We start from the raw sequence: 23,850 nt of genomic DNA on the forward strand, positions 1-23,850 counted from the left end.
GATGATCGATGCAAAGCAATTAAACAGCTTGGCGTTAGCGTATATGGGTGATGCGGTATATGAACAATATATCCGCTATCACCTCCTTCAAAAAGGAAAAGTTCGCCCTAATCAATTACACCGCTTAGGGACGAGCTTTGTTTCAGCAAAAGCACAGGCGAAAGTTGTTTATCATTTATTAGAGACGGCATTTTTGACAGAGGAAGAAGAGGCGGTATTAAGAAGAGGGCGTAATGCAAATTCAGGTACAGTTCCGAAAAATACGGATGTACAAACATATCGACATAGTACAGCCTTTGAAGCGCTAATTGGTTATCATCATTTATTAAATAATCGTGAAAGATTAGACGAAATTGTATATAAGGCAATTGCAGTTTTAGAAGAACAGGAAGGGGGCACATCATCATGACTAGTGAATATATTATCGGACGTAACCCTGTAATTGAAGCGTTAAGATCAGGGAGAGATATTAATAAAATTTGGATCGCAGAAGGTGCTGCCAAAGGACAAGTACAAATTGTACTAGCGTTAGCGAAAGAAAATAAGATTATTTTACAACATGCACCAAAGAAAAAGTTAGATCAATTAGTTGAGGGTAATCATCAAGGTGTAATTGCTCAAGTAGCTGCATATCAGTATGCAGAGTTAGAAGATTTATTCAAAGTGGCAGAAAAACGTAATGAAGATCCATTCTTCTTGATTTTAGATGAGATTGAAGATCCGCATAACCTAGGTTCTATTATGCGTACTGCTGATGCAACAGGAGCTCATGGAATTATTATTCCGAAGAGAAGAGCTGTGGGACTTACAGCATCAGTTGCGAAAGCATCAACAGGAGCGATTGAATACATTCCTGTTGCGCGCGTAACAAACTTATCTCGTACAATTGATGAATTAAAAGAGCGTGGACTTTGGATTGCTGGTACAGATGCTAAAGGGAAAACGGATTACCGTAATTTAGATGGTACAATGCCGATTGGGTTAGTAATTGGTAGTGAAGGAAAAGGTATGAGTCGTATTATTGGTGAAAAGTGTGATTTCTTAATCACTTTACCGATGGTTGGTAAAGTTACATCCTTAAATGCTTCAGTAGCCGCAAGTTTGTTAATGTATGAGGTATATCGTAAACGTCACGAAATTGGTAAATAAAAAATGAACGATATTTTAATCGTTGACGGTTACAACATTATCGGAGCTTGGGGAGATTTGAAGAAACTGCGGGATGTAGATTTACAATCATCAAGAGATGCGCTTATTGATAAGATGGCGGATTATCAAGGTTATACAGGTACAAAAGTGATGATAGTCTTTGATGCCTATACAGTCCATGGTATTGAAAAAAAGATGAAACAATCTCGTGTAGAAGTAATATTCACACGAAAGAATCAAACTGCAGACGAAAAGATAGAGCAACTTGCGATAGAGCTTAGAAATATAAATACACAAATATATGTTGCGACTTCTGATTATACAGAACAATGGGTTATATTTGGGCAAGGTGCCCTTCGAAAATCTGCGCGTGAATTAGAGTTGGAAGTACAAGCGATGGAACAACAAGTAAGAAGGCGCACAAAAGACACGAAAGAACAGCAGCCCGCCATGCGAAAGATATTTAGTAAAGATATTACAGAAAAATTAGAAAAATTAAGAAGAGGAGAGCGTTGAAGCATTGACGCTCTTTATCTTTTTACTGTATAATATTGCTAAATAAATAGCGGTCGGAGGGATCAAGGTGGAAGCAGGCTTCGTAAGTATAGGCGACGTTACATTTCGTGATTTAGAGGATGAGGCAATCGTTGAGTTAGTTCGAAAAGGTAATACTGACGCTCTAGAATATTTAATTCACAAGTATAAGAACTTTGTTCGTGCGAAATCAAGATCTTACTTTTTAGTGGGTGCCGATCGAGAAGACATTGTTCAAGAAGGTATGATAGGGTTGTTTAAAGCAATTCGTGATTATAAAGAGGACAAGCTGTCTTCATTCAAAGCATTTGCTGAACTATGTATCACTCGACAAATTATTACCGCTATTAAAACGGCAACAAGACAAAAACATATTCCTTTAAATTCGTATGTGTCTTTAGATAAGCCGATTTACGATGAGGAATCTGATCGAACGTTATTGGATGTTATTTCTGAAGCGAAGGTGACTGATCCTGAAGAGATGATCATTAGCCAGGAAGAATATACAGACATAGAATCAAAAATATCTGAATTATTAAGCGATTTAGAAAGGAAAGTGCTTTCTTTATATTTAGATGGTCGTTCTTATCAAGAGATTTCAGAACAGTTAAACAGGCATGTGAAATCTATTGATAACGCTTTACAAAGAGTAAAGAGAAAATTGGAACGATATATGGAAATGAGAGAAAGTACAACTTTAAATTCATAAGAAGTAACAAGTGCTACAGGTGTAAAATAAATCACCTGTTTTCTTTTGTAGAGAGTACAAAATGCATGTCATTGACATTGTCTTTTATTGTATGATACATTTTTAGGGACATAATGTTACAAGGTTGGTGTAACTAATGAGGAAAAAAGTTGTACTCTCATGTGAAGAGTGTAAAAATCGAAACTACTCTACTATGAAAGATACGAGCTCAATAGAGCGACTTGAAATAAAAAAGTTTTGTAAAACATGCAATCAGCATACAGTTCACAAGGAAACAAAATAAATAATTGAAATAATACACTGGAGGTCCCGCAGATGCGTTTAACGAACTTTTTCGGCGATGTAGGTCGCGAAATGAAAAAAGTAAGTTGGCCTAAAAAAGATGAATTACTCCGCTCAACAGCGACTGTTGTTGCTACAGTTGTGTTCTTTGCGATTTTCTTCGCAGTAGTTGATATGGGCATTTCTTCTTTAATTCGGTTAATTCTTGGTTAATTCTTGAATAAGAAGCACTTATCCATGATATAATGTTATTTATAAGAACTGTGTAAAAGCCCGGTGAACGGGTTTTTTCATTTGCGCAAAAAAATGTACGTCAGGGAGGGAAGGACGCTCGTCCTAAATGAATGGAAAAAAGTTGGTATGTTGTCCATACTTATTCTGGATATGAAAATAAAGTAAAAGCAAACCTAGAGAAACGTGTAGAATCAATGGGTATGCAAGATAAAATTTTCCGTGTTGTTGTCCCGGAAGAAGTAGAAGTAGAAATGAAAAACGGAAAAGAAAAATTAATGAAAAGAAAAGTGTTCCCAGGTTATGTATTAGTAGAATTAATCATGACTGATGACTCTTGGTATGTTGTACGTAACACGCCGGGTGTAACTGGGTTCGTTGGTTCTTCTGGTTCTGGATCTAAACCATCACCTCTATTAGAAGAGGAAGTTGTTACCATTATGAAACATATGGGAATGGATAACGAAGTGGTTGATTTCGACTTTGAACTTCATGAGACAGTACGTGTAAATGAGGGACCATTCGCAGATTATACAGGTGCTATTGAAGAAATTGATGTGGAGAAGAAAAAGGTTAGCGTGCTTGTGGACATGTTTGGTCGCGAGACTCCAGTTGAACTTGACTTCCATCAAATTGAAAAATTATAAAATGAAACTTGAAATGAATTGTAAAAAGTGATAATATCTTTTAAGTCAGTACGTCTTCGTTATCGGAGACGTTTTTTGAAAGATTTTATCCTTACAGATAAAATATGACGTGGGAGGGCAAATCACTGTCCAATTGACCACATCACGGACTTAAGGAGGTGTGTCTCGTGGCTAAAAAGGTAATTAAAATGGTAAAGCTTCAAATTCCTGCAGGTAAAGCTAACCCAGCTCCACCAGTTGGTCCAGCATTAGGACAAGCAGGTGTTAACATCATGGGCTTCTGTAAAGAGTTTAACGCTCGTACAGCAGATCAAGCTGGTCTTATCATCCCTGTTGAAATTACGGTATTTGAGGACCGTTCATTCACTTTCATTACTAAAACTCCTCCTGCTGCTGTTCTTCTTAAGAAAGTAGCTGGTATTGAGTCTGGTTCTGGTGAACCAAACCGTAATAAAGTGGCAACTGTTAAGCGTGATAAAGTACGCGAAATCGCTGAAACTAAAATGCCTGACCTAAACGCTGCTAGCGTAGAAGCTGCAATGCGTATGGTTGAAGGTACTGCACGCAGTATGGGCATCGTTATCGAAGACTAATTCGATTTGTTTTTAAAAAAGGTTGCGGGTCTGGAATTCCAATTCGCAACCTTTATTATCGTAAATGATTATCGTTTTTAAATAAATGGATGGCGCTCATCCTCAGGTTATACCTGAAAACAGGCGTAAACGTGGGAGGTTATTCCGCTAAAACCACATTCGAGGAGGAAATAAAAATGGCTAAAAGAGGTAAAAAGTACGTAGAAGCTGCAAAGCTTGTTGATCGTGCAGCTGCTTACTCTGCAACAGAAGCAGTAGAATTAGTAAAGAAAACAAACACAGCTAAATTTGATGCAACTGTAGAAGCTGCATTCCGTTTAGGTGTTGACCCTAAGAAAGCTGACCAACAAATCCGTGGTGCAGTTGTTCTTCCACACGGTACTGGTAAAGTACAACGTGTATTAGTATTTGCTAAAGGTGAAAAAGCTAAAGAAGCTGAAGTTGCTGGAGCTGACTTCGTAGGCGATACTGATTACATCGGTAAAATCCAACAAGGTTGGTTCGATTTCGATGTAGTAGTAGCAACTCCTGACATGATGGGTGAAGTTGGTAAACTTGGTCGCGTATTAGGACCTAAAGGTTTAATGCCAAACCCTAAAACTGGAACAGTTACTTTCGATGTAACTAAAGCTGTTAACGAAATCAAAGCTGGTAAAGTTGAATACCGCGTTGATAAAGCTGGTAACATCCACGTTCCAATCGGTAAAGTATCTTTCGAAGATGCTAAATTAGTAGAAAACTTCAAAACAATTGCTGACACTTTACAAAAAGTTAAGCCAGCTGCTGCAAAAGGTACTTACATGAAGAACGTAACAGTTGCTTCTACAATGGGACCTGGCGTACGTGTAGACGTTTCTACATTAGCGTAAATTTTGGAAGTTGACTTCATAAAGAAGTTTTAATATAATCATTTATGTTGTGAATTTAATTAGTGTACCGTAGACAGTAGGTGTCAATAGACTTAATTTCCTACCTAGGTGTTAATATACGAAGCGGAATCTTTTTTCTGTGACTATATGCCTCCATGTCTACAAGTTGGGCATGGAGGTTTTTAGTGCACTTTCGGTACATCTTCTATATAATCTACAGGAGGTGTAATAACATGAGCAAAGTAATCGAAACTAAACAACAAGTTGTAACTGAAATCGCGGACAAACTTCGCGCTAGTAAATCTACAATCGTTGTTGACTACCGTGGTTTAACAGTTTCTGAAGCAACAGAATTACGTAAGCAATTACGTGAAGCTGGCGTTGAGTTCAAAGTTTACAAAAACTCTCTAACTCGTCGTGCTGCAGAATCTGCTGAAATGGCTGAGTTAAATGAATTCTTAACAGGACCAAACGCAATCGCGTTCAGTAACGAGGATGTAGTTGCTCCTGCGAAAGTATTAAACGACTTCGCTAAAGATCATGAAGCTTTAGAAATTAAAGCGGGCGTAATCGAAGGTAAACTTGTAACACTTGATGAGGTTAAAGCAATCGCTACTCTTCCATCACGTGAAGGCTTACTTTCTATGCTTCTTAGCGTTCTTCAAGCTCCAATCCGTAACCTTGCACTTGCTACTAAAGCAGTTGCAGACCAAAAGGAAGAGCAAGGCGCTTAATTTTTTAAAAGATAATTACGTATTATCGATAAAACAATACAAACCTATTTAAGGGAGGATATTTACAATGACTAAAGAACAAATCATTGAAGCAGTTAAATCTATGACTGTATTAGAACTTAACGACTTAGTAAAAGCTATCGAGGAAGAATTCGGCGTAACTGCTGCTGCTCCTGTAGCTGTTGCTGGTGGCGCTGGAGAAGCTGCTGCTGAGAAAACTGAATTTGATGTGGAACTAACTAGCGCTGGTGCACAAAAAATCAAAGTTATCAAAGTTGTTCGTGAAATCACTGGTCTTGGCTTAAAAGAAGCTAAAGAATTAGTTGACAACACTCCAAAAGTAATCAAAGAAGCTGCTGCTAAAGAAGAAGCTGAAGAAATCAAAGCTAAACTTGAAGAAGTTGGCGCTGCTGTAGAAGTTAAGTAATTAACTTTTGATGCTTTAAAAAAAGCTCGCTCTCATGCGAGCTTTTTTTTTAACTGTAAAGAAAAGAGGTGGCCATATGGCAGACCATTATTTTTCTAACGACCCTTCTAGTAAAAGTGATCGTAAGCGATGGGAGTTTGCCCTTCGTGGATCTCGATTTACTTTCTTATCTGACCATGGGGTGTTCTCGAAAAACGAAGTGGACTTTGGTTCCCGTCTTTTAATTGAAGCGTTTCAAATGCCAGATATTAAAGGTAATATATTAGACGTAGGTTGCGGATACGGTCCTATTGGTTTGTCGTTAGCGAAAGAGTTTCAAGGTCGTGAAGTTCACATGGTGGATGTGAATGAGAGGGCACTTGGGCTTGCGAAAGAAAACGCCGCTAATAACAAAATCGAGAATATACGTATTTTTCAAAGTAGCGTCTATGAAAATGTAGATGGTAAGTATGCTGCTATTCTATCTAACCCTCCAATTCGTGCGGGTAAAGATATCGTACATGAGATTTTAGAAAAAGCTGTGGAGTATTTAGTTCCAGGTGGAGAACTTTGGATTGTTATTCAAAAGAAACAAGGTGCACCGTCTGCGCTAAAAAAACTAGAAGAAGTATTTTCTGAGGTTGAGGTTGTAGAAAAGAAAAAAGGATATTATATCATAAAATCAAAAAAACGTTGACGGTTATTTTTGGCTATGTTAACATTATACAATGCCAATATATGATTTTCTGCGTTGAGAAAGATGTATATTTTTGTTTCTCTTGGAAAAGATAGTAAAATCAGCAGATTATGAAACAGAATGATGGTTTTCTTATAGAAGCCATTTTTCTTTTTTGAGCAGGTAGAAAGACTCAACGTATTTATCTTTAAGAGAAAGAGACTACGCTAATAGCAGTAGTTGTATTTATTTGTGATTTTGCACAAATTTTTTTGTGCATTTATAATACTCATGATTTGAGGGGTGAAGCAGTTGACAGGTCAACTAGTTCAATACGGACGCCACCGCCAACGAAGAAGTTATGCCCGTATTAGTGAAGTATTAGAGTTACCAAATCTTATCGAAATTCAAACCTCTTCTTATCAGTGGTTTCTTGATGAGGGTTTGCGAGAAATGTTCCAAGACATTTCTCCGATTGAAGACTTTACGGGAAATCTATCGCTTGAATTTATCGACTACAGCTTAGGTGAACCTAAATACTCTGTAGACGAATGCAAAGAGCGTGATGTGACGTATGCAGCACCACTTCGTGTAAAAGTGCGTCTAATCAACAAGGAAACTGGTGAAGTAAAAGAACAAGATGTGTTCATGGGAGATTTCCCACTCATGACAGAGACTGGAACATTCGTAATTAACGGTGCAGAACGTGTTATCGTTTCCCAGTTAGTTCGCTCTCCAAGCGTATACTATAGTGGCAAAGTGGATAAAAACGGAAAACGTGGTTTTACTGCTACTGTAATTCCAAACCGCGGAGCTTGGTTAGAGTATGAGACAGATGCTAAGGATGTTGTATATGTGCGTATTGACCGTACGCGTAAACTTCCTGTAACTGTTTTGTTACGCGCATTAGGGTTTGGCTCTGATCAAGAAATCACCGAGCTTTTAGGTGATAACGAATACTTAAGCAACACATTAGAAAAAGACAACACAGATAGCACAGAAAAAGCATTGCTTGAAATTTATGAGCGTCTACGTCCTGGTGAACCACCAACAGTAGAAAATGCTAAGAGCTTACTTGTGTCTCGTTTCTTTGATCCGAAGCGCTACGATTTAGCAAATGTAGGTCGCTATAAGATCAACAAGAAGTTACACATTAAAAACAGATTGTTTAATCAACGTTTAGCTGAAACATTAGTGGATCCAGAAACTGGTGAAATTTTAGCGGCAGAAGGAACAATCTTAGATCGTCGTACACTTGATCGCATTTTACCTTACTTAGAGAAAAACATTGGATTCAAAACAGCGAAACCAATGGGTGGAGTGGTAGAAGGCGATGTTGAGCTGCAATCTATTAAGATTTATGCTCCTGAGTCGGAAGGCGAACGCGTAATTAATGTAATTGGTAATGCAAACATTACTCGTGATGTGAAACACATCACACCAGGTGATATCCTTGCTTCTATCAGTTACTTCTTCAACCTACTATACAAAGTAGGGGATACAGATGATATTGACCATTTAGGAAACCGTCGTCTGCGTTCTGTTGGAGAACTGTTACAAAATCAATTCCGTATCGGTCTTTCTCGTATGGAACGTGTTGTTCGTGAGAGAATGTCGATCCAAGATACAAATGCAATTACACCACAGGCACTAATTAATATTCGTCCTGTTATTGCATCTATTAAAGAGTTCTTCGGAAGTTCTCAGTTATCTCAGTTTATGGACCAAACAAACCCATTAGCAGAGTTAACTCACAAACGAAGACTATCTGCATTAGGACCTGGTGGTTTAACGCGTGAGCGCGCAGGCTTTGAAGTGCGTGACGTTCATTACTCTCACTACGGTCGTATGTGTCCGATTGAAACACCAGAGGGACCAAACATCGGTTTGATTAACTCATTATCTTCGTTCGCGAAAGTAAATGAGTTTGGTTTCATTGAAACACCATACCGTCGTGTTGACCCAGAAACTGGTCTTGTAACAGGGCATGTTGATTACTTAACAGCAGATGAAGAAGATAACTATGTTGTAGCCCAAGCGAATATGAAATTATCTGACGAAGGTGAATTCCTAAGTGAAGATATCGTAGCTCGTTTCCGTGGTGAAAACATTGTCACAAATAGAGAACGCATCGACTACATGGATGTATCTCCAAAACAAGTAGTGTCGGCAGCGACAGCTTGTATTCCGTTCTTAGAAAACGATGACTCTAACCGCGCACTTATGGGAGCGAACATGCAACGTCAGGCGGTTCCGTTAATGAATCCGGAATCTCCGATTGTAGGTACAGGTATGGAGTACGTATCAGCAAAAGACTCAGGTGCTGCAGTAATCTGTAAACATCCTGGTGTTGTTGAGCGCGTAGAAGCACGTGAAGTTTGGGTACGTCGCTATGTAGAAGTTGACGGTCAAACAGTAAAAGGCGACTTAGATCGCTACAAAATGCAAAAATTCATTCGTTCTAACCAAGGAACTTGTTACAACCAACGTCCAATCGTAAGTGTTGGAAATGAAGTTGTAAAAGGTGAAATCCTTGCGGATGGTCCTTCTATGGAATTAGGTGAACTAGCACTTGGACGTAACGTGCTTGTTGGCTTCATGACTTGGGACGGTTATAACTACGAGGATGCGATCATCATGAGTGAGCGCCTTGTAAAAGATGATGTGTACACTTCTATTCATATTGAAGAATATGAATCAGAAGCTCGTGATACGAAGCTTGGACCAGAAGAAATTACACGTGACATTCCAAACGTTGGGGAAGACGCATTACGTAACCTTGACGAGCGCGGTATCATTCGCGTTGGTGCTGAAGTAAAAGATGGAGATTTACTTGTTGGTAAAGTAACACCTAAAGGTGTAACAGAATTAACAGCTGAAGAACGTCTATTACATGCTATCTTTGGAGAAAAAGCGCGTGAAGTACGTGATACATCACTACGTGTACCACACGGTGGTGGCGGTATTATCTTAGACGTAAAAGTATTCAACCGTGAAGATGGCGATGAATTGCCACCAGGCGTGAATCAACTTGTACGTGCATATATCGTTCAAAAACGTAAAATTTCTGAAGGTGACAAGATGGCCGGACGTCACGGTAACAAAGGTGTTATTTCTCGTATTTTACCAGAAGAAGATATGCCTTACCTACCAGACGGTACGCCAATCGATATCATGTTAAACCCATTAGGGGTACCATCTCGTATGAATATCGGTCAGGTATTAGAGCTTCATCTTGGTATGGCAGCAAGATACCTTGGCATTCACATTGCAACACCAGTATTCGATGGTGCTCGTGAGGAAGATGTTTGGGGCACAATTGAAGAAGCTGGTATGGCAAATGACGCGAAAACAATCCTGTATGACGGACGTACTGGTGAACCATTCGATAACCGCGTATCTGTTGGTGTCATGTATATGATCAAACTTGCGCACATGGTTGACGATAAACTTCATGCTCGTTCTACTGGACCATACTCACTTGTAACGCAGCAACCTCTTGGAGGTAAAGCTCAGTTCGGTGGACAGCGTTTCGGTGAGATGGAGGTTTGGGCACTTGAAGCTTACGGTGCTGCTTATACTCTTCAAGAAATCTTAACAGTGAAGTCTGATGATGTTGTTGGACGTGTTAAGACTTATGAAGCAATTGTTAAAGGCGAAAATGTTCCAGAACCAGGCGTTCCTGAATCATTCAAAGTATTGATTAAAGAGCTGCAAAGTTTAGGTATGGACGTTAAAATGATGTCTAGCGACGATACAGAAATTGAAATGCGTGATACAGAAGATGACGATGATCATCAATCAGCAGATAAATTGAATGTCGAAGTTGAGACAACTAAGGAATAATTGGGATAACCTGTAGACTAAAAGGGAGGTAGGCCCCTTGATAGATGTAAATAACTTTGAATATATGAAGATTGGACTTGCTTCACCTGACAAGATTCGTTCTTGGTCATACGGTGAAGTTAAGAAACCAGAAACTATTAACTATCGTACGTTAAAGCCTGAAAAAGATGGCTTGTTCTGTGAGCGTATTTTCGGACCACAAAAGGACTGGGAATGTCATTGCGGAAAATACAAACGTGTACGTTATAAAGGTGTAGTTTGTGATCGATGTGGCGTTGAAGTAACGCGTGCAAAAGTACGTCGTGAACGTATGGGTCATATCGAATTAGCTGCTCCTGTATCTCATATTTGGTATTTCAAAGGTATCCCGAGCCGCATGGGACTTGTCTTAGACATGTCCCCTCGCGCGCTTGAAGAAGTAATTTATTTCGCTTCTTATGTTGTAACAGAAAGTGGAGATACACCACTTGATAAGAAGCAATTACTTTCTGAAAAAGAATACCGTGCATATCGTGATCGATATGGTAGCACATTCCAAGCTGCTATGGGTGCAGAAGCAATTAAAAAGCTACTACAAGACATCGATTTAGATAAAGAAGTAGACTTCTTAAAAGAAGAATTAAAAACAGCACAAGGACAACGCCGTACTCGTGCTATTAAACGTCTAGAAGTATTAGAAGCATTCCGTAACTCTGGAAATGAACCGTCTTGGATGATCTTAGATGTTCTACCAGTAATCCCACCAGAACTACGCCCAATGGTACAGTTAGACGGTGGACGTTTTGCTACTTCTGACTTAAACGACTTATACCGTCGTGTAATTAACCGTAACAACCGTTTAAAACGTCTATTGGACTTAGGTGCACCAAGCATCATCGTTCAAAACGAAAAACGTATGTTACAAGAAGCTGTAGACGCATTAATCGATAATGGTCGTCGTGGCCGTCCAGTTACTGGGCCAGGTAACCGTCCATTAAAATCACTATCTCACATGCTTAAAGGTAAACAAGGACGTTTCCGTCAAAACTTATTAGGTAAACGTGTTGACTACTCTGGTCGTTCTGTAATCGTTGTAGGACCGAACTTAAAGATGTATCAATGTGGATTACCAAAAGAAATGGCGCTTGAACTGTTCAAACCTTTCGTAATGAAAGAGTTAGTTGAAAAAGGATTAGCACATAACATTAAGAGTGCGAAACGTAAAATCGAGCGTGTACAACCTGAAGTTTGGGACGTTTTAGAGTCTGTGATTAAAGAACATCCAGTACTTCTAAACCGCGCACCAACACTTCACCGTCTTGGTATCCAGGCGTTTGAACCTACATTAGTAGAAGGTCGCGCAATCCGTCTTCACCCACTTGTATGTACTGCATACAACGCGGACTTTGACGGTGACCAAATGGCCGTTCACGTACCTTTATCATCAGAAGCTCAAGCTGAAGCTCGTCTTCTTATGTTAGCGGCACAAAACATCTTGAACCCGAAAGACGGTAAACCAGTTGTTACTCCATCTCAGGATATGGTATTAGGTAACTATTACTTAACACTTGAGCGTGAAGGTGCAATCGGTGAAGGTATGGTCTTCAAAGATGCAAATGAAGCATTGCTTGCATATCAAAATGGATATGTTCATCTTCATACACGTGTTGCAGTAGCTGCAAGTGCAGTAAACAACGCAACATTTACTGAAGAGCAAAAGAGTATGCTTCTATTAACAACAGTTGGTAAATTAATATTTAACGAAATCTTACCAGAGTCGTTCCCTTATATTAATGAACCAACAAATTCAAACCTTGAAAAAGAAACACCAGCGAAATATTTCGTTGAAAAAGGTGCGAACATTAAAGAAATTATTGCTAGTCGCGAAGAAGTGGCGCCATTTAGCAAGAAGATCCTTGGTAACATCATTGCGGAAGTGTTCAAACGTTTCCAAATTACAGAAACGTCTCGCATGCTTGACCGTATGAAAAACTTAGGATTCAAGTACTCTACAAAAGCTGGTATTACAGTTGGGGTATCTGACATTCTTGTATTAGGCGAAAAAGATGAAATTCTCCACGAAGCACAAGCAAAAGTAGATAATGTAATTAAACAATTCCGTCGCGGTTTAATCACGGAAGAAGAACGTTACGATCGCGTTATCTCTATTTGGAGTAATGCAAAAGATGTTATCCAAGGAAAACTGATGAAATCCTTGAATAAACGCAACCCAATCTTCATGATGAGTGACTCAGGTGCCCGTGGTAACGCATCTAACTTTACTCAGCTTGCTGGTATGCGTGGTCTTATGGCCAATCCATCTGGTCGTATCATCGAACTTCCAATCAAATCGAGTTTCCGTGAAGGTTTAACAGTACTTGAGTACTTCATCTCTACGCATGGTGCGCGTAAAGGTCTTGCCGATACAGCACTTAAAACTGCCGATTCTGGTTACTTAACACGTCGTCTTGTTGACGTTGCACAAGATGTAATCGTTCGTGAAGATGATTGTGGAACAGATCGCGGTTTATTAATTGGTGCGATTAAAGAGGGTAATGAAGTTATCGAGTCATTATATGATCGTCTTGTTGGACGTTTTGCAAGAAAAACTGTAAAACATCCTGAAACAGGTGAAGTATTAGTTGCTGAAAATCAATTAATTACTGAAGATATCGCTCATATCGTTGAAAATTCGGGTGTTGAAACTGTAAACATTCGTTCAGCGTTTACGTGTAACACTCGCCACGGTGTATGTAAGAAGTGTTACGGTCGTAACTTAGCAACTGGAACAGACGTAGAAGTAGGAGAAGCGGTAGGTATTATCGCAGCTCAATCTATCGGTGAGCCAGGTACACAGTTAACGATGCGTACATTCCATACAGGTGGGGTTGCCGGAGATGATATTACTCAAGGTTTACCTCGTATCCAAGAGATCTTCGAAGCTCGTAATCCGAAAGGTCAGGCAGTTATCAGTGAAATCGACGGTGTTATCGCAGCGATCAACGACGTTAAAGATCGCCAAGAAGTAGTTGTACAGGGTGAAGTTGAAGCTCGTACGTATGCTATTCCTTACGGTGCTCGTCTGAAAGTAACTCCAGGACAGCCAATTAGCCACGGTAAAGAGTTAACAGAAGGTTCTATTGATCCGAAAGAATTACTAAAAGTAACGGACATTACGGCGGTTCAAGAATACTTATTACGTGAAGTTCAAAAAGTATACCGTATGCAAGGGGTAGAAATTGGTGACAAACACGTAGAAGTAATGGTACGTCAAATGTTACGTAAAGTTCGTGTAAGTGATGCAGGTGAAACAGATGTATTACCAGGAACATTACTAGATATCCATCAGTTCACTGATGCGAATGCTAAGGTCTTACTGCAAGGTAAGCAACCAGCAACAGCTAGACCTGTTCTACTTGGTATTACAAAAGCTTCACTTGAAACAGATTCATTCTTATCTGCAGCATCGTTCCAAGAAACAACTCGTGTCTTAACTGATGCAGCAATTAAGGGTAAACGCGATGAACTTCTAGGATTAAAAGAAAATGTTATTATCGGTAAACTTGTTCCTGCTGGAACAGGTATGAATCGTTATCGCAAAGTGGATCTTGTAAAAACAACACAAGATGACATGAATGTAGAAAACGATGAGGTTTATGTGGAACAGTAAAATTTTCCGGCATAAATTTTGTATAAAAACAATTAATCTTAGTTGACATTGTATGAGTCAAAATGTTACTATAATCAAGGTTGCTCCTGAACGATGCTTTGGAGGATATTTATATGTCTTATCAAAAAGTATCAACTGCTGAAAATGTAGTCGTTGGTCATAAACGTACATTGGAGGCAATCAAAAATGGTACAGTTAAAGAAGTTGTCATCGCAGAGGATGCTGACATGCGGTTAACCCATGCTATCATTCGTATTGCAATGCAATATAACGTGCCCATAACAAAAGTTGAATCAGTTCGTAAGCTTGGTAAAGCTTCGGGGATTCAAGTGGGAGCTTCAGCAATAGGAATAATAAGTTAAAACTGTTTTTGTGAGGAGAGAGCATTTGCTCTTCCTTGCAAAAACTTTGTTTTCAACTAATAATGAACCACCTGGATATGTGGTCATACAAACATGCGAAGGGAGGATAATCAAATGCCTACTATTAACCAATTAGTGAGAAATGGTCGTACTGATAAAGTATGGAAATCTAAATCACCTGCGTTAAACAAAGGTTTTAACTCTTTAAAGAAAAAATCAACTGATATCTCTGCACCTCAAAAACGTGGTGTATGTACTCGTGTTGGTACAATGACTCCAAAGAAACCTAACTCAGCGTTACGTAAATACGCTCGTGTACGTTTAACAAACGGTATCGAGGTTACAGCTTACATCCCAGGTATCGGTCATAACCTACAAGAGCATAGCGTAGTATTAATTCGCGGTGGTCGTGTAAAGGATTTACCGGGGGTACGTTACCACATCGTTCGTGGTGCGCTTGACACAGCTGGTGTTGACAAACGTATGCAAGGACGTTCTAAATATGGTACTAAGAGACCAAAACCTGCTAAAAAATAATAACTTTAAAATGAAAGGAGGAACTCAATATGCCTCGTAAAGGACCTGTTGCGAAACGTGACGTGTTACCAGATCCAATGTACAATTCGAAGCTAGTAACACGCCTTATCAACAAAATGATGGTTGACGGTAAAAAAGGTAAATCTCAAACAATTCTTTATAATGCGTTCGATATCGTAAACGAACGTACTGGTAAAGAGCCAATGGAAGTATTCGAGCAAGCTCTTAAGAACATCATGCCTGTTCTTGAAGTACGCGCTCGTCGTGTTGGTGGTGCTAACTACCAAGTTCCAGTTGAGGTTCGTCCAGAACGCCGTACAACTTTAGGTCTTCGTTGGTTAGTAAACTACGCTCGTCTTCGTGGTGAAAAAACTATGGAAGAGCGTCTTGCTAACGAAATCTTAGATGCAGCTAACAACGCTGGTGCATCTGTTAAGAAACGTGAAGACACTCATAAAATGGCAGAAGCTAACAAAGCATTTGCTCATTACCGTTGGTAGGATTCAACGTAAAATAAATGTAAGCATAAACCGCTTTATTTGTCGCTTATGGAAGTGTGGAGAGGGAGAATGCCTCTCCCTTTCATCGGGCGCTCGTTTTACATAATGAGAGTACTGGACATACTGACATGTGTAACAATATAAAGTGGCTTTTTTGCTACTTAAAATAAAAAAATCCAATCCATATATGGAAGGAGCAAGACACCAAATGGCAAGAGAGTTCTCTTTAGAAAACACTCGTAATATTGGTATCATGGCTCACATCGATGCTGGTAAAACAACAGCAACTGAGCGTATTCTGTACTACACAGGACGTATTCATAAAATCGGTGAAACTCACGAAGGTGCATCTCAGATGGACTGGATGGAGCAAGAGCAAGAGCGTGGTATCACAATTACTTCTGCTGCAACTACAGCACAATGGAAAGGTCATCGTGTAAACATCATTGATACTCCAGGACACGTAGATTTCACAGTAGAAGTAGAACGTTCTTTACGCGTACTTGATGGCGCTGTAGCAGTACTTGATGCGCAATCTGGTGTAGAACCACAAACAGAAACTGTTTGGCGTCAGGCTACTACTTACGGCGTACCTCGTATCGTATTCGTTAACAAAATGGATAAGATCGGTGCAGATTTCTTATACTCTGTAGGAACAATCCACGATCGTTTACAAGCAAACGCACATCCAATTCAGTTACCAATCGGTGCTGAAGATGAGTTCAATGGTATCATTGACCTTGTTGAAGAGTGTGCTTACATGTACGGTAACGATTTAGGAACAGACATTCAACGTGTTGAAATTCCTGAAGAGCACAAAGAATTAGCTGAAGAATACCGTGGAAAACTTATTGAAGCGGTAGCTGAGCTTGATGAAGAAATGATGATGAAGTACCTAGAAGGTGAAGAAATCACTGTAGAAGAGCTTAAAGCTGGTATCCGTAAGGCTACAACTTCTGTAGAATTCTTCCCAGTAATCTGTGGTTCTGCATTCAAAAACAAAGGTGTTCAAATTCTGTTAGACGCAGTTATCGACTACCTTCCATCTCCATTAGATGTACCTGCTATTAAAGGTACTCTACCGGATACAGATGAAGAAGTAGAACGTAAGTCTAGCGATGAAGAACCATTCGCAGCTTTAGCATTCAAAATCATGACTGACCCTTATGTTGGTAAGTTAACGTTCTTCCGTGTGTACTCTGGTGTGTTAAACTCTGGATCATACGTGAAAAACTCAACTAAAGGTAAGCGTGAGCGTGTAGGTCGTATCCTACAAATGCACGCTAACAGCCGTGAAGAGATTTCAACAGTTTACGCTGGTGATATCGCTGCTGCTGTAGGTTTAAAAGATACTACTACTGGTGATACTCTTTGTGACGAGAAGAGCCTTGTTATCCTTGAGTCTATGGAATTCCCAGAGCCAGTTATCTCTGTAGCTATCGAACCAAAATCTAAAGCTGACCAAGATAAAATGGGTACAGCATTATCTAAGCTTTCTGAAGAAGATCCAACATTCCGTGCTCACACTGACCAAGAAACTGGCCAAACTATCATCGCTGGTATGGGTGAACTTCACCTTGATATCATCGTTGACCGTATGCGCCGTGAATTCAAAGTGGAAGCAAACGTTGGTGCTCCTCAGGTAGCATACCGTGAGACTTTCCGCGCTGCTGCGAAAGTTGAAGGTAAGTTCGCTCGTCAATCTGGTGGTCGTGGACAATTCGGTCACGTTTGGATTGAGTTTGAACCTAACGAAGAAGGTAAAGGATTCGAATTCGAAAACAAGATCGTCGGTGGTGTAGTTCCTCGTGAATACATCCCAGCTGTTGGAGCAGGTCTTGAAGATGCACTTAAAAATGGTGTACTAGCTGGTTATCCACTAGTTGACATTAAAGCTGCATTAGTTGACGGATCTTACCATGATGTCGATTCATCTGAGATGGCGTTCAAAATCGCTGCATCTATGGCACTTAAAGCTGCGGTTTCTAAATGTAGCCCAGTAATTCTTGAGCCAATGATGAAAGTTGAAGTTGTAATTCCTGAAGAGTACATGGGTGACATTATGGGTGACGTAACATCTCGTCGTGGACGTGTAGAAGGTATGGAAGCTCGCGGTAACGCACAAGTTGTTCGCGCTATGGTTCCACTTTCTGAAATGTTCGGTTATGCAACGTCATTACGTTCTAACACTCAAGGACGCGGAACATTCTCTATGGTGTTTGACCACTATGAAGAAGTACCAAAGTCTGTTTCTGAAGAAATTATCAAAAAAAATAAAGGTGAATAATTGATTTTTATCGATTGTTCAAGTATAACTACTTATGTAAGCTTAGAAAGTGGGACGTAAGTTTCACTTTCTAGTCTAAATATAAAATAACCTATATAAACTAAGGAGGAATTTAGAATGGCTAAAGCTAAATTCGAACGTTCTAAACCCCATGTTAACATCGGTACAATCGGCCACGTTGACCATGGTAAAACTACATTAACTGCTGCGATCACTACAGTTCTTGCAAAAGCTGGTGGTGCTGAAGCACGCGGATACGATCAAATCGATGCTGCTCCAGAAGAAAGAGAGCGCGGTATCACAATCTCAACTGCACACGTTGAGTACGAAACTGAAACTCGTCACTATGCACACGTTGACTGCCCAGGTCACGCTGACTATGTTAAAAACATGATCACTGGTGCTGCTCAAATGGACGGCGGTATCTTAGTAGTATCTGCTGCTGATGGCCCAATGCCTCAAACACGTGAGCACATCCTTCTTTCTCGTCAAGTAGGTGTTCCTTACATCGTTGTATTCTTAAACAAATGCGACATGGTAGATGACGAAGAATTATTAGAATTAGTAGAAATGGAAGTTCGCGACCTATTATCTGAATACGGATTCCCAGGCGACGACATTCCTGTAATCAAAGGTTCTGCTCTTAAAGCTCTTCAAGGAGAAGCTGATTGGGAAGCAAAAATCATTGAATTAATGGCTGAAGTTGATGCTTACATCCCAACTCCAGAACGTGAAACTGACAAACCATTCTTAATGCCTGTAGAGGACGTATTCTCTATCACAGGTCGTGGTACAGTTGCTACTGGTCGTGTTGAGCGCGGTATCGTTAAAGTTGGTGACGTAGTAGAAATCATCGGTCTTGCTGAAGAAAATGCTTCTACAACTGTAACTGGTGTAGAGATGTTCCGTAAACTTCTTGACCAAGCTCAAGCTGGAGACAACATCGGTGCTTTACTTCGTGGGGTTGCTCGTGAAGACATCCAACGTGGACAAGTACTTGCAAAAAGCGGTTCTGTAAAAGCTCACGCTAAATTCAAAGCTGAAGTTTTCGTATTATCTAAAGAAGAAGGTGGACGTCACACTCCATTCTTCGCTAACTACCGTCCTCAGTTCTACTTCCGTACAACTGACGTAACTGGTATCATCCAATTACCAGAAGGTACTGAAATGGTAATGCCTGGTGACAACATCGAAATGACTATCGAACTTATCGCTCCAATCGCTATCGAAGAGGGAACTAAATTCTCTATTCGTGAAGGTGGACGTACAGTAGGTTACGGTGTAGTTGCTACTATCGTTGAGTAATCTTAACTGATATAAAAAAACCTAAGGGATTTTCCCTTAGGTTTTTTGTTTGCGTTTATATAAGGAAGAAGAGGGTGTTTTTTGTTTTGACGAGTTTCTTCTATAGTATTATAAAAACGACAAAAGATAATCCAGAAACTGTAAAATGAATTCTGTTAGATGAAAACTTGAAATTCTTTAAAGTGCCATGTATAATAGCAAAAGTAGAGAAAAGCAGATGCATACAAAAAGATGCTTGCATCTAGACGAATAACATTGTATAATAGACAATGTTGGTCTTTGACTGCGATGAAGTGGAAGGTTGCTGACACACCCGGCCGCTTTGCCATGGCATGGTGTGGGGAAATTTCCATGGAGAAGGTCTATTTTAGAAATAGGCGAACGAAGGAGGGAAAATAATGGCAAAAGAAAAAATTCGTATCCGTTTAAAAGCTTACGATCACCGTATTCTTGATCAGTCAGCTGAGAAAATTGTAGAAACAGCTAAGCGTTCTGGGGCAACAGTTTCTGGTCCGATCCCATTACCAACTGAAAAAACTGTTTACACAATTCTTCGTGCTGTTCATAAGTACAAAGATTCTCGTGAGCAATTCGAAATGCGCACGCACAAACGTCTAATCGACATCGTGAGTCCTACTCCACAAACAGTAGATTCATTAATGCGTTTAGACTTACCATCTGGTGTAGATATCGAAATCAAACTATAATTTATATAACTTAAAAATGTAGGAGGTGTAACTCATGACCAAAGGAATCTTAGGAAGAAAGATCGGTATGACTCAAGTATTTGCTGAGAACGGTGAGTTAATCCCAGTAACAGTTATCGCTGCTAATCCAAACGTTGTTCTTCAAAAGAAAACAACTGAAACTGATGGCTACAATGCAATCCAGTTAGGATTTGAAGATAAACGTGAAAAGTTAACTAACAAACCTGAACAAGGCCACACTGCTAAAGCATCTACAACTCCTAAGCGCTTCATTCGCGAAATCCGCGATGCAGACGTGGACGGATTAGAGGTTGGTCAAGAGGTAAAAGTTGACGTATTCGCTACAGGTGAAATCGTTGATGTAACAGGAATTTCTAAAGGTAAAGGTTTCCAAGGTGTTATCAAACGCCACGGACAATCTCGCGGACCTATGTCTCATGGTTCTCGCTATCACCGTCGTCCAGGTTCAATGGGCCCAGTTGCTCCGAACCGTGTATTCAAAGGCAAAAAACTTGCTGGACGTATGGGTGGAGACCAAGTTACTATCCAAAACTTAGAAATCGTTCAAGTTGACACTGAGCGCAACTTATTACTAGTAAAAGGTAACGTTCCAGGTGCTAAGAAATCTCTTGTAGTTGTTCAAGGCGCTGTGAAGGTTAGCAAATAATTCACAATAGGAAGGAGGAATTCCAATGCCAAAAGTTACTGTATATAACCAAACTGGTTCACAGGTTGGTGAAATCGAATTAGCTGAAGCTATTTTCGGTATCGAACCAAATGAAGCTGTACTTTTCGAAGCTGTAATGATGCAACGTGCATCTTTACGTCAAGGTACACACAAAGTAAAAACTCGCTCTGAAGTTCGCGGTGGTGGTCGTAAACCATGGCGTCAAAAAGGAACTGGACGTGCTCGTCAAGGGTCTATCCGCTCTCCTCAATGGCGTGGTGGTGGTACGGTATTCGGACCTACACCAAGAAGCTATGCGTACAAACTTCCTAAGAAAGTTCGTCGTTTAGCAATCAAATCTGCATTAGCTACTAAAGTAGTTGAGAACAACATTGTAGTTCTTGAAGACCTAGTGTTAAATGCACCAAAAACAAAAGACATGCTAGCAGTACTTAAAGGATTAACTGTTGAGAAGAAAGCTCTTATCGTAACTGCTGATGCAAACGAATCTGTAGAGTTATCTGCTCGCAATATCCCTGGAGTAACAGTAATCACTGCTGATGGCGTAAACGTTTTAGACGTGCTTCATCATGATAAGCTAATCATGACAAAAGCGGCAGTGGAAAAAGTAGAGGAGGTGCTTGCATAATGAGAGATCCTCGTGATATCATTAAGCGCCCAGTTATCACTGAACGTTCTATGGAAATGATGGCTGAAAAAAAATACACGTTCGATGTGGACGTTAAATCTAATAAAACAGAAGTTAAAGATGCTCTTGAAGCGATCTTTGGTGTTAAAGTAGAAAAAGTGAACATCATGAACTACAAGCCGAAAGCAAAACGCGTTGGTCGTCACGCTGGTTTTACTAGCCGTCGTCGTAAAGCAATCGTTAAGCTAACTGCTGACAGCAAAGAAATCGAAATCTTCCAAGGCGTTTAATTCTTACTAAAGAAGGAGGGAAATTGAGATGGGAATCAAAAAGTATAATCCAACTACTAACGGTCGTCGTAATATGACTACGAATGATTTCGCTGAAATCACGACTGATAGACCCGAAAAGTCATTACTTGCTCCTTTAAGCAAGAAGGCTGGTCGTAATAACCAAGGTAAAATCACTGTACGTCATCAAGGTGGCGGACATAAGCGTCAATACCGTATCATCGACTTTAAGCGTAACAAAGATGGAATTCCAGGACGCGTTGCTACGATCGAATACGATCCAAACCGCTCTGCGAATATCGCATTAATTAACTACGTTGACGGTGAAAAACGTTACATTCTTGCTCCTAAATCTTTAGAAGTAGGTATGGAAGTTATGTCTGGCCCAGAAGCTGACATTAAAATCGGTAACGCATTACCATTAATCAACATTCCAGTAGGTACTGTTGTTCATAACATCGAGCTTAAGCCTGGTCGTGGCGGACAATTAGTTCGTTCTGCTGGTACATCTGCTCAAGTACTTGGTAAAGAAGGTAAATACGTACTTGTACGTTTAACTTCTGGTGAAGTACGTCTTGTATTATCTGCTTGTCGCGCTTCAATCGGTCAAGTAGGTAACGAACAACACGAACTTATCAAAATCGGTAAAGCAGGTCGCTCTCGCTGGTTAGGTAAACGCCCAACAGTTCGTGGTTCTGTAATGAACCCTGTTGATCACCCACACGGTGGTGGTGAAGGACGTTCTCCAATCGGACGTAAGTCTCCAATGTCTCCATGGGGTAAACCAACTCTTGGATTCAAGACTCGTAAGAAAAACAAAGCGTCTGACAAATTTATCGTTCGTCGTCGTAAAAAATAATGGGATTGTAGTACGGTTCATTTCTAGAACCGTACGCCAATCACGAAGGGAGGCACCAAAATGGCTCGTAGCTTAAAAAAAGGACCATTTGTCGATGATCACTTAATGAGCAAAATGGAAAAATTAGTTGCATCTGAGCAAAAACAAGTTGTTAAAACTTGGTCTCGCCGTTCAACAATCTTCCCTCAGTTCATCGGACACACAATCGCTGTATATGATGGTCGTAAACACGTACCTGTGTACATCACTGAGGATATGGTTGGCCATAAGTTAGGTGAATTCGCACCAACTCGTACGTACAAAGGTCACCTTGCTGACGATAAGAAAACTAGAAGATAATGAGAGGAGGCACTTCAATGCAAGCTAAAGCAGTAGCGAGAACAGTTCGTATTGCTCCTCGTAAAGTTCGTTTAGTAGTAGACTTAATCCGAGGTAAGCAAGTGGGTGAAGCGATTGCTATCCTTAACCACACACCAAAAACTGCTTCTCCAGTTGTAGAAAAAGTTTTAAAATCTGCAATCGCAAATGCAGAGCACAATTATGAGATGGACATTAACAACCTAGTTGTAGAAAAAGTTTTCGTTGACGAAGGTCCAACGTTAAAACGTTTCCGTCCACGTGCAATGGGTCGTGCAAGCCAAATTAACAAACGCACAAGCCACATCACAGTTGTGGTATCAGAAAAGAAGGAGGGATAATCGATGGGTCAAAAGGTTAATCCAATTGGTCTTCGTGTCGGCGTTATCCGTGACTGGGAATCTCGTTGGTTCGCTGAGAAAGATTACGCTACATTATTACATGAAGACATCAAAATCCGTGAGTACATTAATGTACGCTTAAAAGATTCTGCTGTTGCTAAAGTAGAAATCGAACGTGCAGCAAATCGTGTAAATGTTACAATTCACACTGCAAAACCTGGTATGGTAATTGGTAAAGGTGGTACTGAAGTTGAAGCACTTCGTAAAGCTCTTAACCAATTAACAGGCAAGCGTGTACACATCAACATTTTAGAAGTTAAGAGAGCTGATCTTAACGCTAAATTAGTAGGCGAAAACATCGCTCGTCAATTAGAAAACCGTGTATCATTCCGTCGTGCACAAAAGCAAGTTATTCAACGTGCTATGCGTGCAGGTGCTAAAGGTATTAAAACACAGGTTTCTGGTCGTCTTGGCGGAGCTGATATCGCTCGTGCAGAATCTTACAGTGAAGGAACTGTTCCACTTCATACACTTCGCGCTGATATTGACTATGCAGCAGTTGAAGCTGATACAACATACGGTAAATTAGGCGTAAAAGTATGGATCTACCGTGGAGAAGTCCTTCCTACAAAAAAGAAAGCTTCTGAGGAAGGAGGAAAATAAT

General features: G+C 40.1%; 27 protein-coding genes and 1 other annotated feature. All 27 genes read left to right on the forward strand.

Features of this window, described 5'->3' with window-relative positions:
• The first annotated feature begins 1 nt into the window (after position 1).
• Positions 2-409 carry a Mini-ribonuclease 3 gene (locus tag BLT20_RS27795; RefSeq protein WP_000564262.1) on the forward strand — a complete coding sequence of 136 codons (408 nt, stop codon included), beginning with the start codon at positions 2-4 and terminating at the stop codon, positions 407-409.
• Positions 406-1,149, forward strand: a complete 744-nt coding sequence (gene rlmB, locus BLT20_RS27800) for a 23S rRNA (guanosine(2251)-2'-O)-methyltransferase RlmB (protein WP_000200237.1) — start codon at positions 406-408, stop codon at positions 1,147-1,149. Before BLT20_RS27795 ends, rlmB begins: the two co-directional genes overlap by 4 nt.
• 3 nt (positions 1,150-1,152) lie before the next feature.
• On the forward strand, positions 1,153-1,665 hold the full coding sequence (locus tag BLT20_RS27805; RefSeq protein WP_000997886.1) for an NYN domain-containing protein: 513 nt from the start codon (positions 1,153-1,155) through the stop codon (positions 1,663-1,665).
• A gap of 67 nt (positions 1,666-1,732) precedes the next feature.
• Positions 1,733-2,392: an RNA polymerase factor sigma-70 gene (locus tag BLT20_RS27810; RefSeq protein ID WP_000387193.1), complete on the forward strand. Its 660-nt coding sequence runs from the start codon at positions 1,733-1,735 to the stop codon at positions 2,390-2,392.
• Between the two features lie 136 nt (positions 2,393-2,528).
• A complete protein-coding gene (gene rpmG / locus BLT20_RS27815) occupies positions 2,529-2,675 on the forward strand; it encodes a 50S ribosomal protein L33 (RefSeq protein ID WP_014481927.1) in 147 nt (48 codons plus the stop codon).
• 32 nt (positions 2,676-2,707) lie between these two features.
• Positions 2,708-2,887 (forward strand): preprotein translocase subunit SecE, encoded by a 180-nt coding sequence (gene secE, locus BLT20_RS27820; protein WP_001241323.1) that lies wholly within the window; start codon positions 2,708-2,710, stop codon positions 2,885-2,887.
• A 131-nt stretch (positions 2,888-3,018) separates the two neighbouring features.
• Complete coding sequence (nusG, locus tag BLT20_RS27825) at positions 3,019-3,552, forward strand: transcription termination/antitermination protein NusG (RefSeq protein ID WP_000415794.1); 534 nt, start codon at positions 3,019-3,021, stop codon at positions 3,550-3,552.
• 167 nt (positions 3,553-3,719) lie between these two features.
• Positions 3,720-4,145: a 50S ribosomal protein L11 gene (rplK, locus tag BLT20_RS27830; protein ID WP_001085872.1), complete on the forward strand. Its 426-nt coding sequence runs from the start codon at positions 3,720-3,722 to the stop codon at positions 4,143-4,145.
• A gap of 176 nt (positions 4,146-4,321) precedes the next feature.
• Positions 4,322-5,014 (forward strand): 50S ribosomal protein L1, encoded by a 693-nt coding sequence (gene rplA, locus BLT20_RS27835; RefSeq protein ID WP_002025182.1) that lies wholly within the window; start codon positions 4,322-4,324, stop codon positions 5,012-5,014.
• 49 nt (positions 5,015-5,063) lie between these two features.
• Positions 5,064-5,208 (forward strand) — a sequence feature (ribosomal protein L10 leader region).
• 39 nt (positions 5,209-5,247) lie between these two features.
• Entirely contained in the window at positions 5,248-5,748 is a 501-nt protein-coding gene (rplJ, locus tag BLT20_RS27840) for a 50S ribosomal protein L10 (protein ID WP_000048716.1), read from the forward strand.
• A 67-nt stretch (positions 5,749-5,815) separates the two neighbouring features.
• Positions 5,816-6,175 (forward strand): 50S ribosomal protein L7/L12, encoded by a 360-nt coding sequence (gene rplL, locus BLT20_RS27845; RefSeq protein WP_000159736.1) that lies wholly within the window; start codon positions 5,816-5,818, stop codon positions 6,173-6,175.
• 76 nt (positions 6,176-6,251) lie between these two features.
• Positions 6,252-6,851: a class I SAM-dependent methyltransferase gene (locus BLT20_RS27850; RefSeq protein ID WP_000763266.1), complete on the forward strand. Its 600-nt coding sequence runs from the start codon at positions 6,252-6,254 to the stop codon at positions 6,849-6,851.
• A gap of 291 nt (positions 6,852-7,142) precedes the next feature.
• Positions 7,143-10,676 (forward strand): DNA-directed RNA polymerase subunit beta, encoded by a 3,534-nt coding sequence (rpoB, locus tag BLT20_RS27855; protein WP_000147553.1) that lies wholly within the window; start codon positions 7,143-7,145, stop codon positions 10,674-10,676.
• A 37-nt stretch (positions 10,677-10,713) separates the two neighbouring features.
• Complete coding sequence (gene rpoC / locus BLT20_RS27860) at positions 10,714-14,325, forward strand: DNA-directed RNA polymerase subunit beta' (RefSeq protein WP_000567939.1); 3,612 nt, start codon at positions 10,714-10,716, stop codon at positions 14,323-14,325.
• Positions 14,326-14,438: 113 nt separating this feature from the next.
• Entirely contained in the window at positions 14,439-14,687 is a 249-nt protein-coding gene (locus BLT20_RS27865) for a 50S ribosomal protein L7ae-like protein (protein ID WP_000121836.1), read from the forward strand.
• A gap of 114 nt (positions 14,688-14,801) precedes the next feature.
• On the forward strand, positions 14,802-15,224 hold the full coding sequence (rpsL, locus tag BLT20_RS27870) for a 30S ribosomal protein S12 (RefSeq protein WP_001142341.1): 423 nt from the start codon (positions 14,802-14,804) through the stop codon (positions 15,222-15,224).
• A 29-nt stretch (positions 15,225-15,253) separates the two neighbouring features.
• Positions 15,254-15,724, forward strand: a complete 471-nt coding sequence (rpsG, locus tag BLT20_RS27875) for a 30S ribosomal protein S7 (RefSeq protein WP_001137491.1) — start codon at positions 15,254-15,256, stop codon at positions 15,722-15,724.
• Between the two features lie 208 nt (positions 15,725-15,932).
• A complete protein-coding gene (fusA, locus tag BLT20_RS27880) occupies positions 15,933-18,011 on the forward strand; it encodes an elongation factor G (RefSeq protein WP_000090370.1) in 2,079 nt (692 codons plus the stop codon).
• 117 nt (positions 18,012-18,128) lie between these two features.
• Positions 18,129-19,316 carry an elongation factor Tu gene (tuf, locus tag BLT20_RS27885; RefSeq protein ID WP_001029614.1) on the forward strand — a complete coding sequence of 396 codons (1,188 nt, stop codon included), beginning with the start codon at positions 18,129-18,131 and terminating at the stop codon, positions 19,314-19,316.
• Between the two features lie 398 nt (positions 19,317-19,714).
• Entirely contained in the window at positions 19,715-20,023 is a 309-nt protein-coding gene (gene rpsJ / locus BLT20_RS27895; protein ID WP_001040596.1) for a 30S ribosomal protein S10, read from the forward strand.
• A 34-nt stretch (positions 20,024-20,057) separates the two neighbouring features.
• On the forward strand, positions 20,058-20,690 hold the full coding sequence (gene rplC, locus BLT20_RS27900; RefSeq protein WP_000160207.1) for a 50S ribosomal protein L3: 633 nt from the start codon (positions 20,058-20,060) through the stop codon (positions 20,688-20,690).
• 25 nt (positions 20,691-20,715) lie between these two features.
• Positions 20,716-21,339, forward strand: a complete 624-nt coding sequence (gene rplD / locus BLT20_RS27905) for a 50S ribosomal protein L4 (protein ID WP_001127258.1) — start codon at positions 20,716-20,718, stop codon at positions 21,337-21,339.
• Positions 21,339-21,629: a 50S ribosomal protein L23 gene (gene rplW, locus BLT20_RS27910; protein WP_001205558.1), complete on the forward strand. Its 291-nt coding sequence runs from the start codon at positions 21,339-21,341 to the stop codon at positions 21,627-21,629. Before rplD ends, rplW begins: the two co-directional genes overlap by 1 nt.
• A gap of 28 nt (positions 21,630-21,657) precedes the next feature.
• The gene (gene rplB, locus BLT20_RS27915) at positions 21,658-22,488 is read left to right on the forward strand and encodes a 50S ribosomal protein L2 (RefSeq protein ID WP_000511583.1); all 831 of its coding nucleotides are present in this window, start codon (positions 21,658-21,660) and stop codon (positions 22,486-22,488) included.
• Between the two features lie 60 nt (positions 22,489-22,548).
• Complete coding sequence (gene rpsS, locus BLT20_RS27920) at positions 22,549-22,827, forward strand: 30S ribosomal protein S19 (protein ID WP_000124454.1); 279 nt, start codon at positions 22,549-22,551, stop codon at positions 22,825-22,827.
• Positions 22,828-22,844: 17 nt separating this feature from the next.
• Complete coding sequence (gene rplV / locus BLT20_RS27925; RefSeq protein WP_001148024.1) at positions 22,845-23,186, forward strand: 50S ribosomal protein L22; 342 nt, start codon at positions 22,845-22,847, stop codon at positions 23,184-23,186.
• A 3-nt stretch (positions 23,187-23,189) separates the two neighbouring features.
• Complete coding sequence (gene rpsC / locus BLT20_RS27930; RefSeq protein ID WP_000529956.1) at positions 23,190-23,849, forward strand: 30S ribosomal protein S3; 660 nt, start codon at positions 23,190-23,192, stop codon at positions 23,847-23,849.
• Position 23,850: the final 1 nt, after the last annotated feature.

This window comes from Bacillus sp. cl96 (genome assembly GCF_900100505.1).
Lineage (GTDB): Bacteria > Bacillota > Bacilli > Bacillales > Bacillaceae_G > Bacillus_A > Bacillus_A cereus.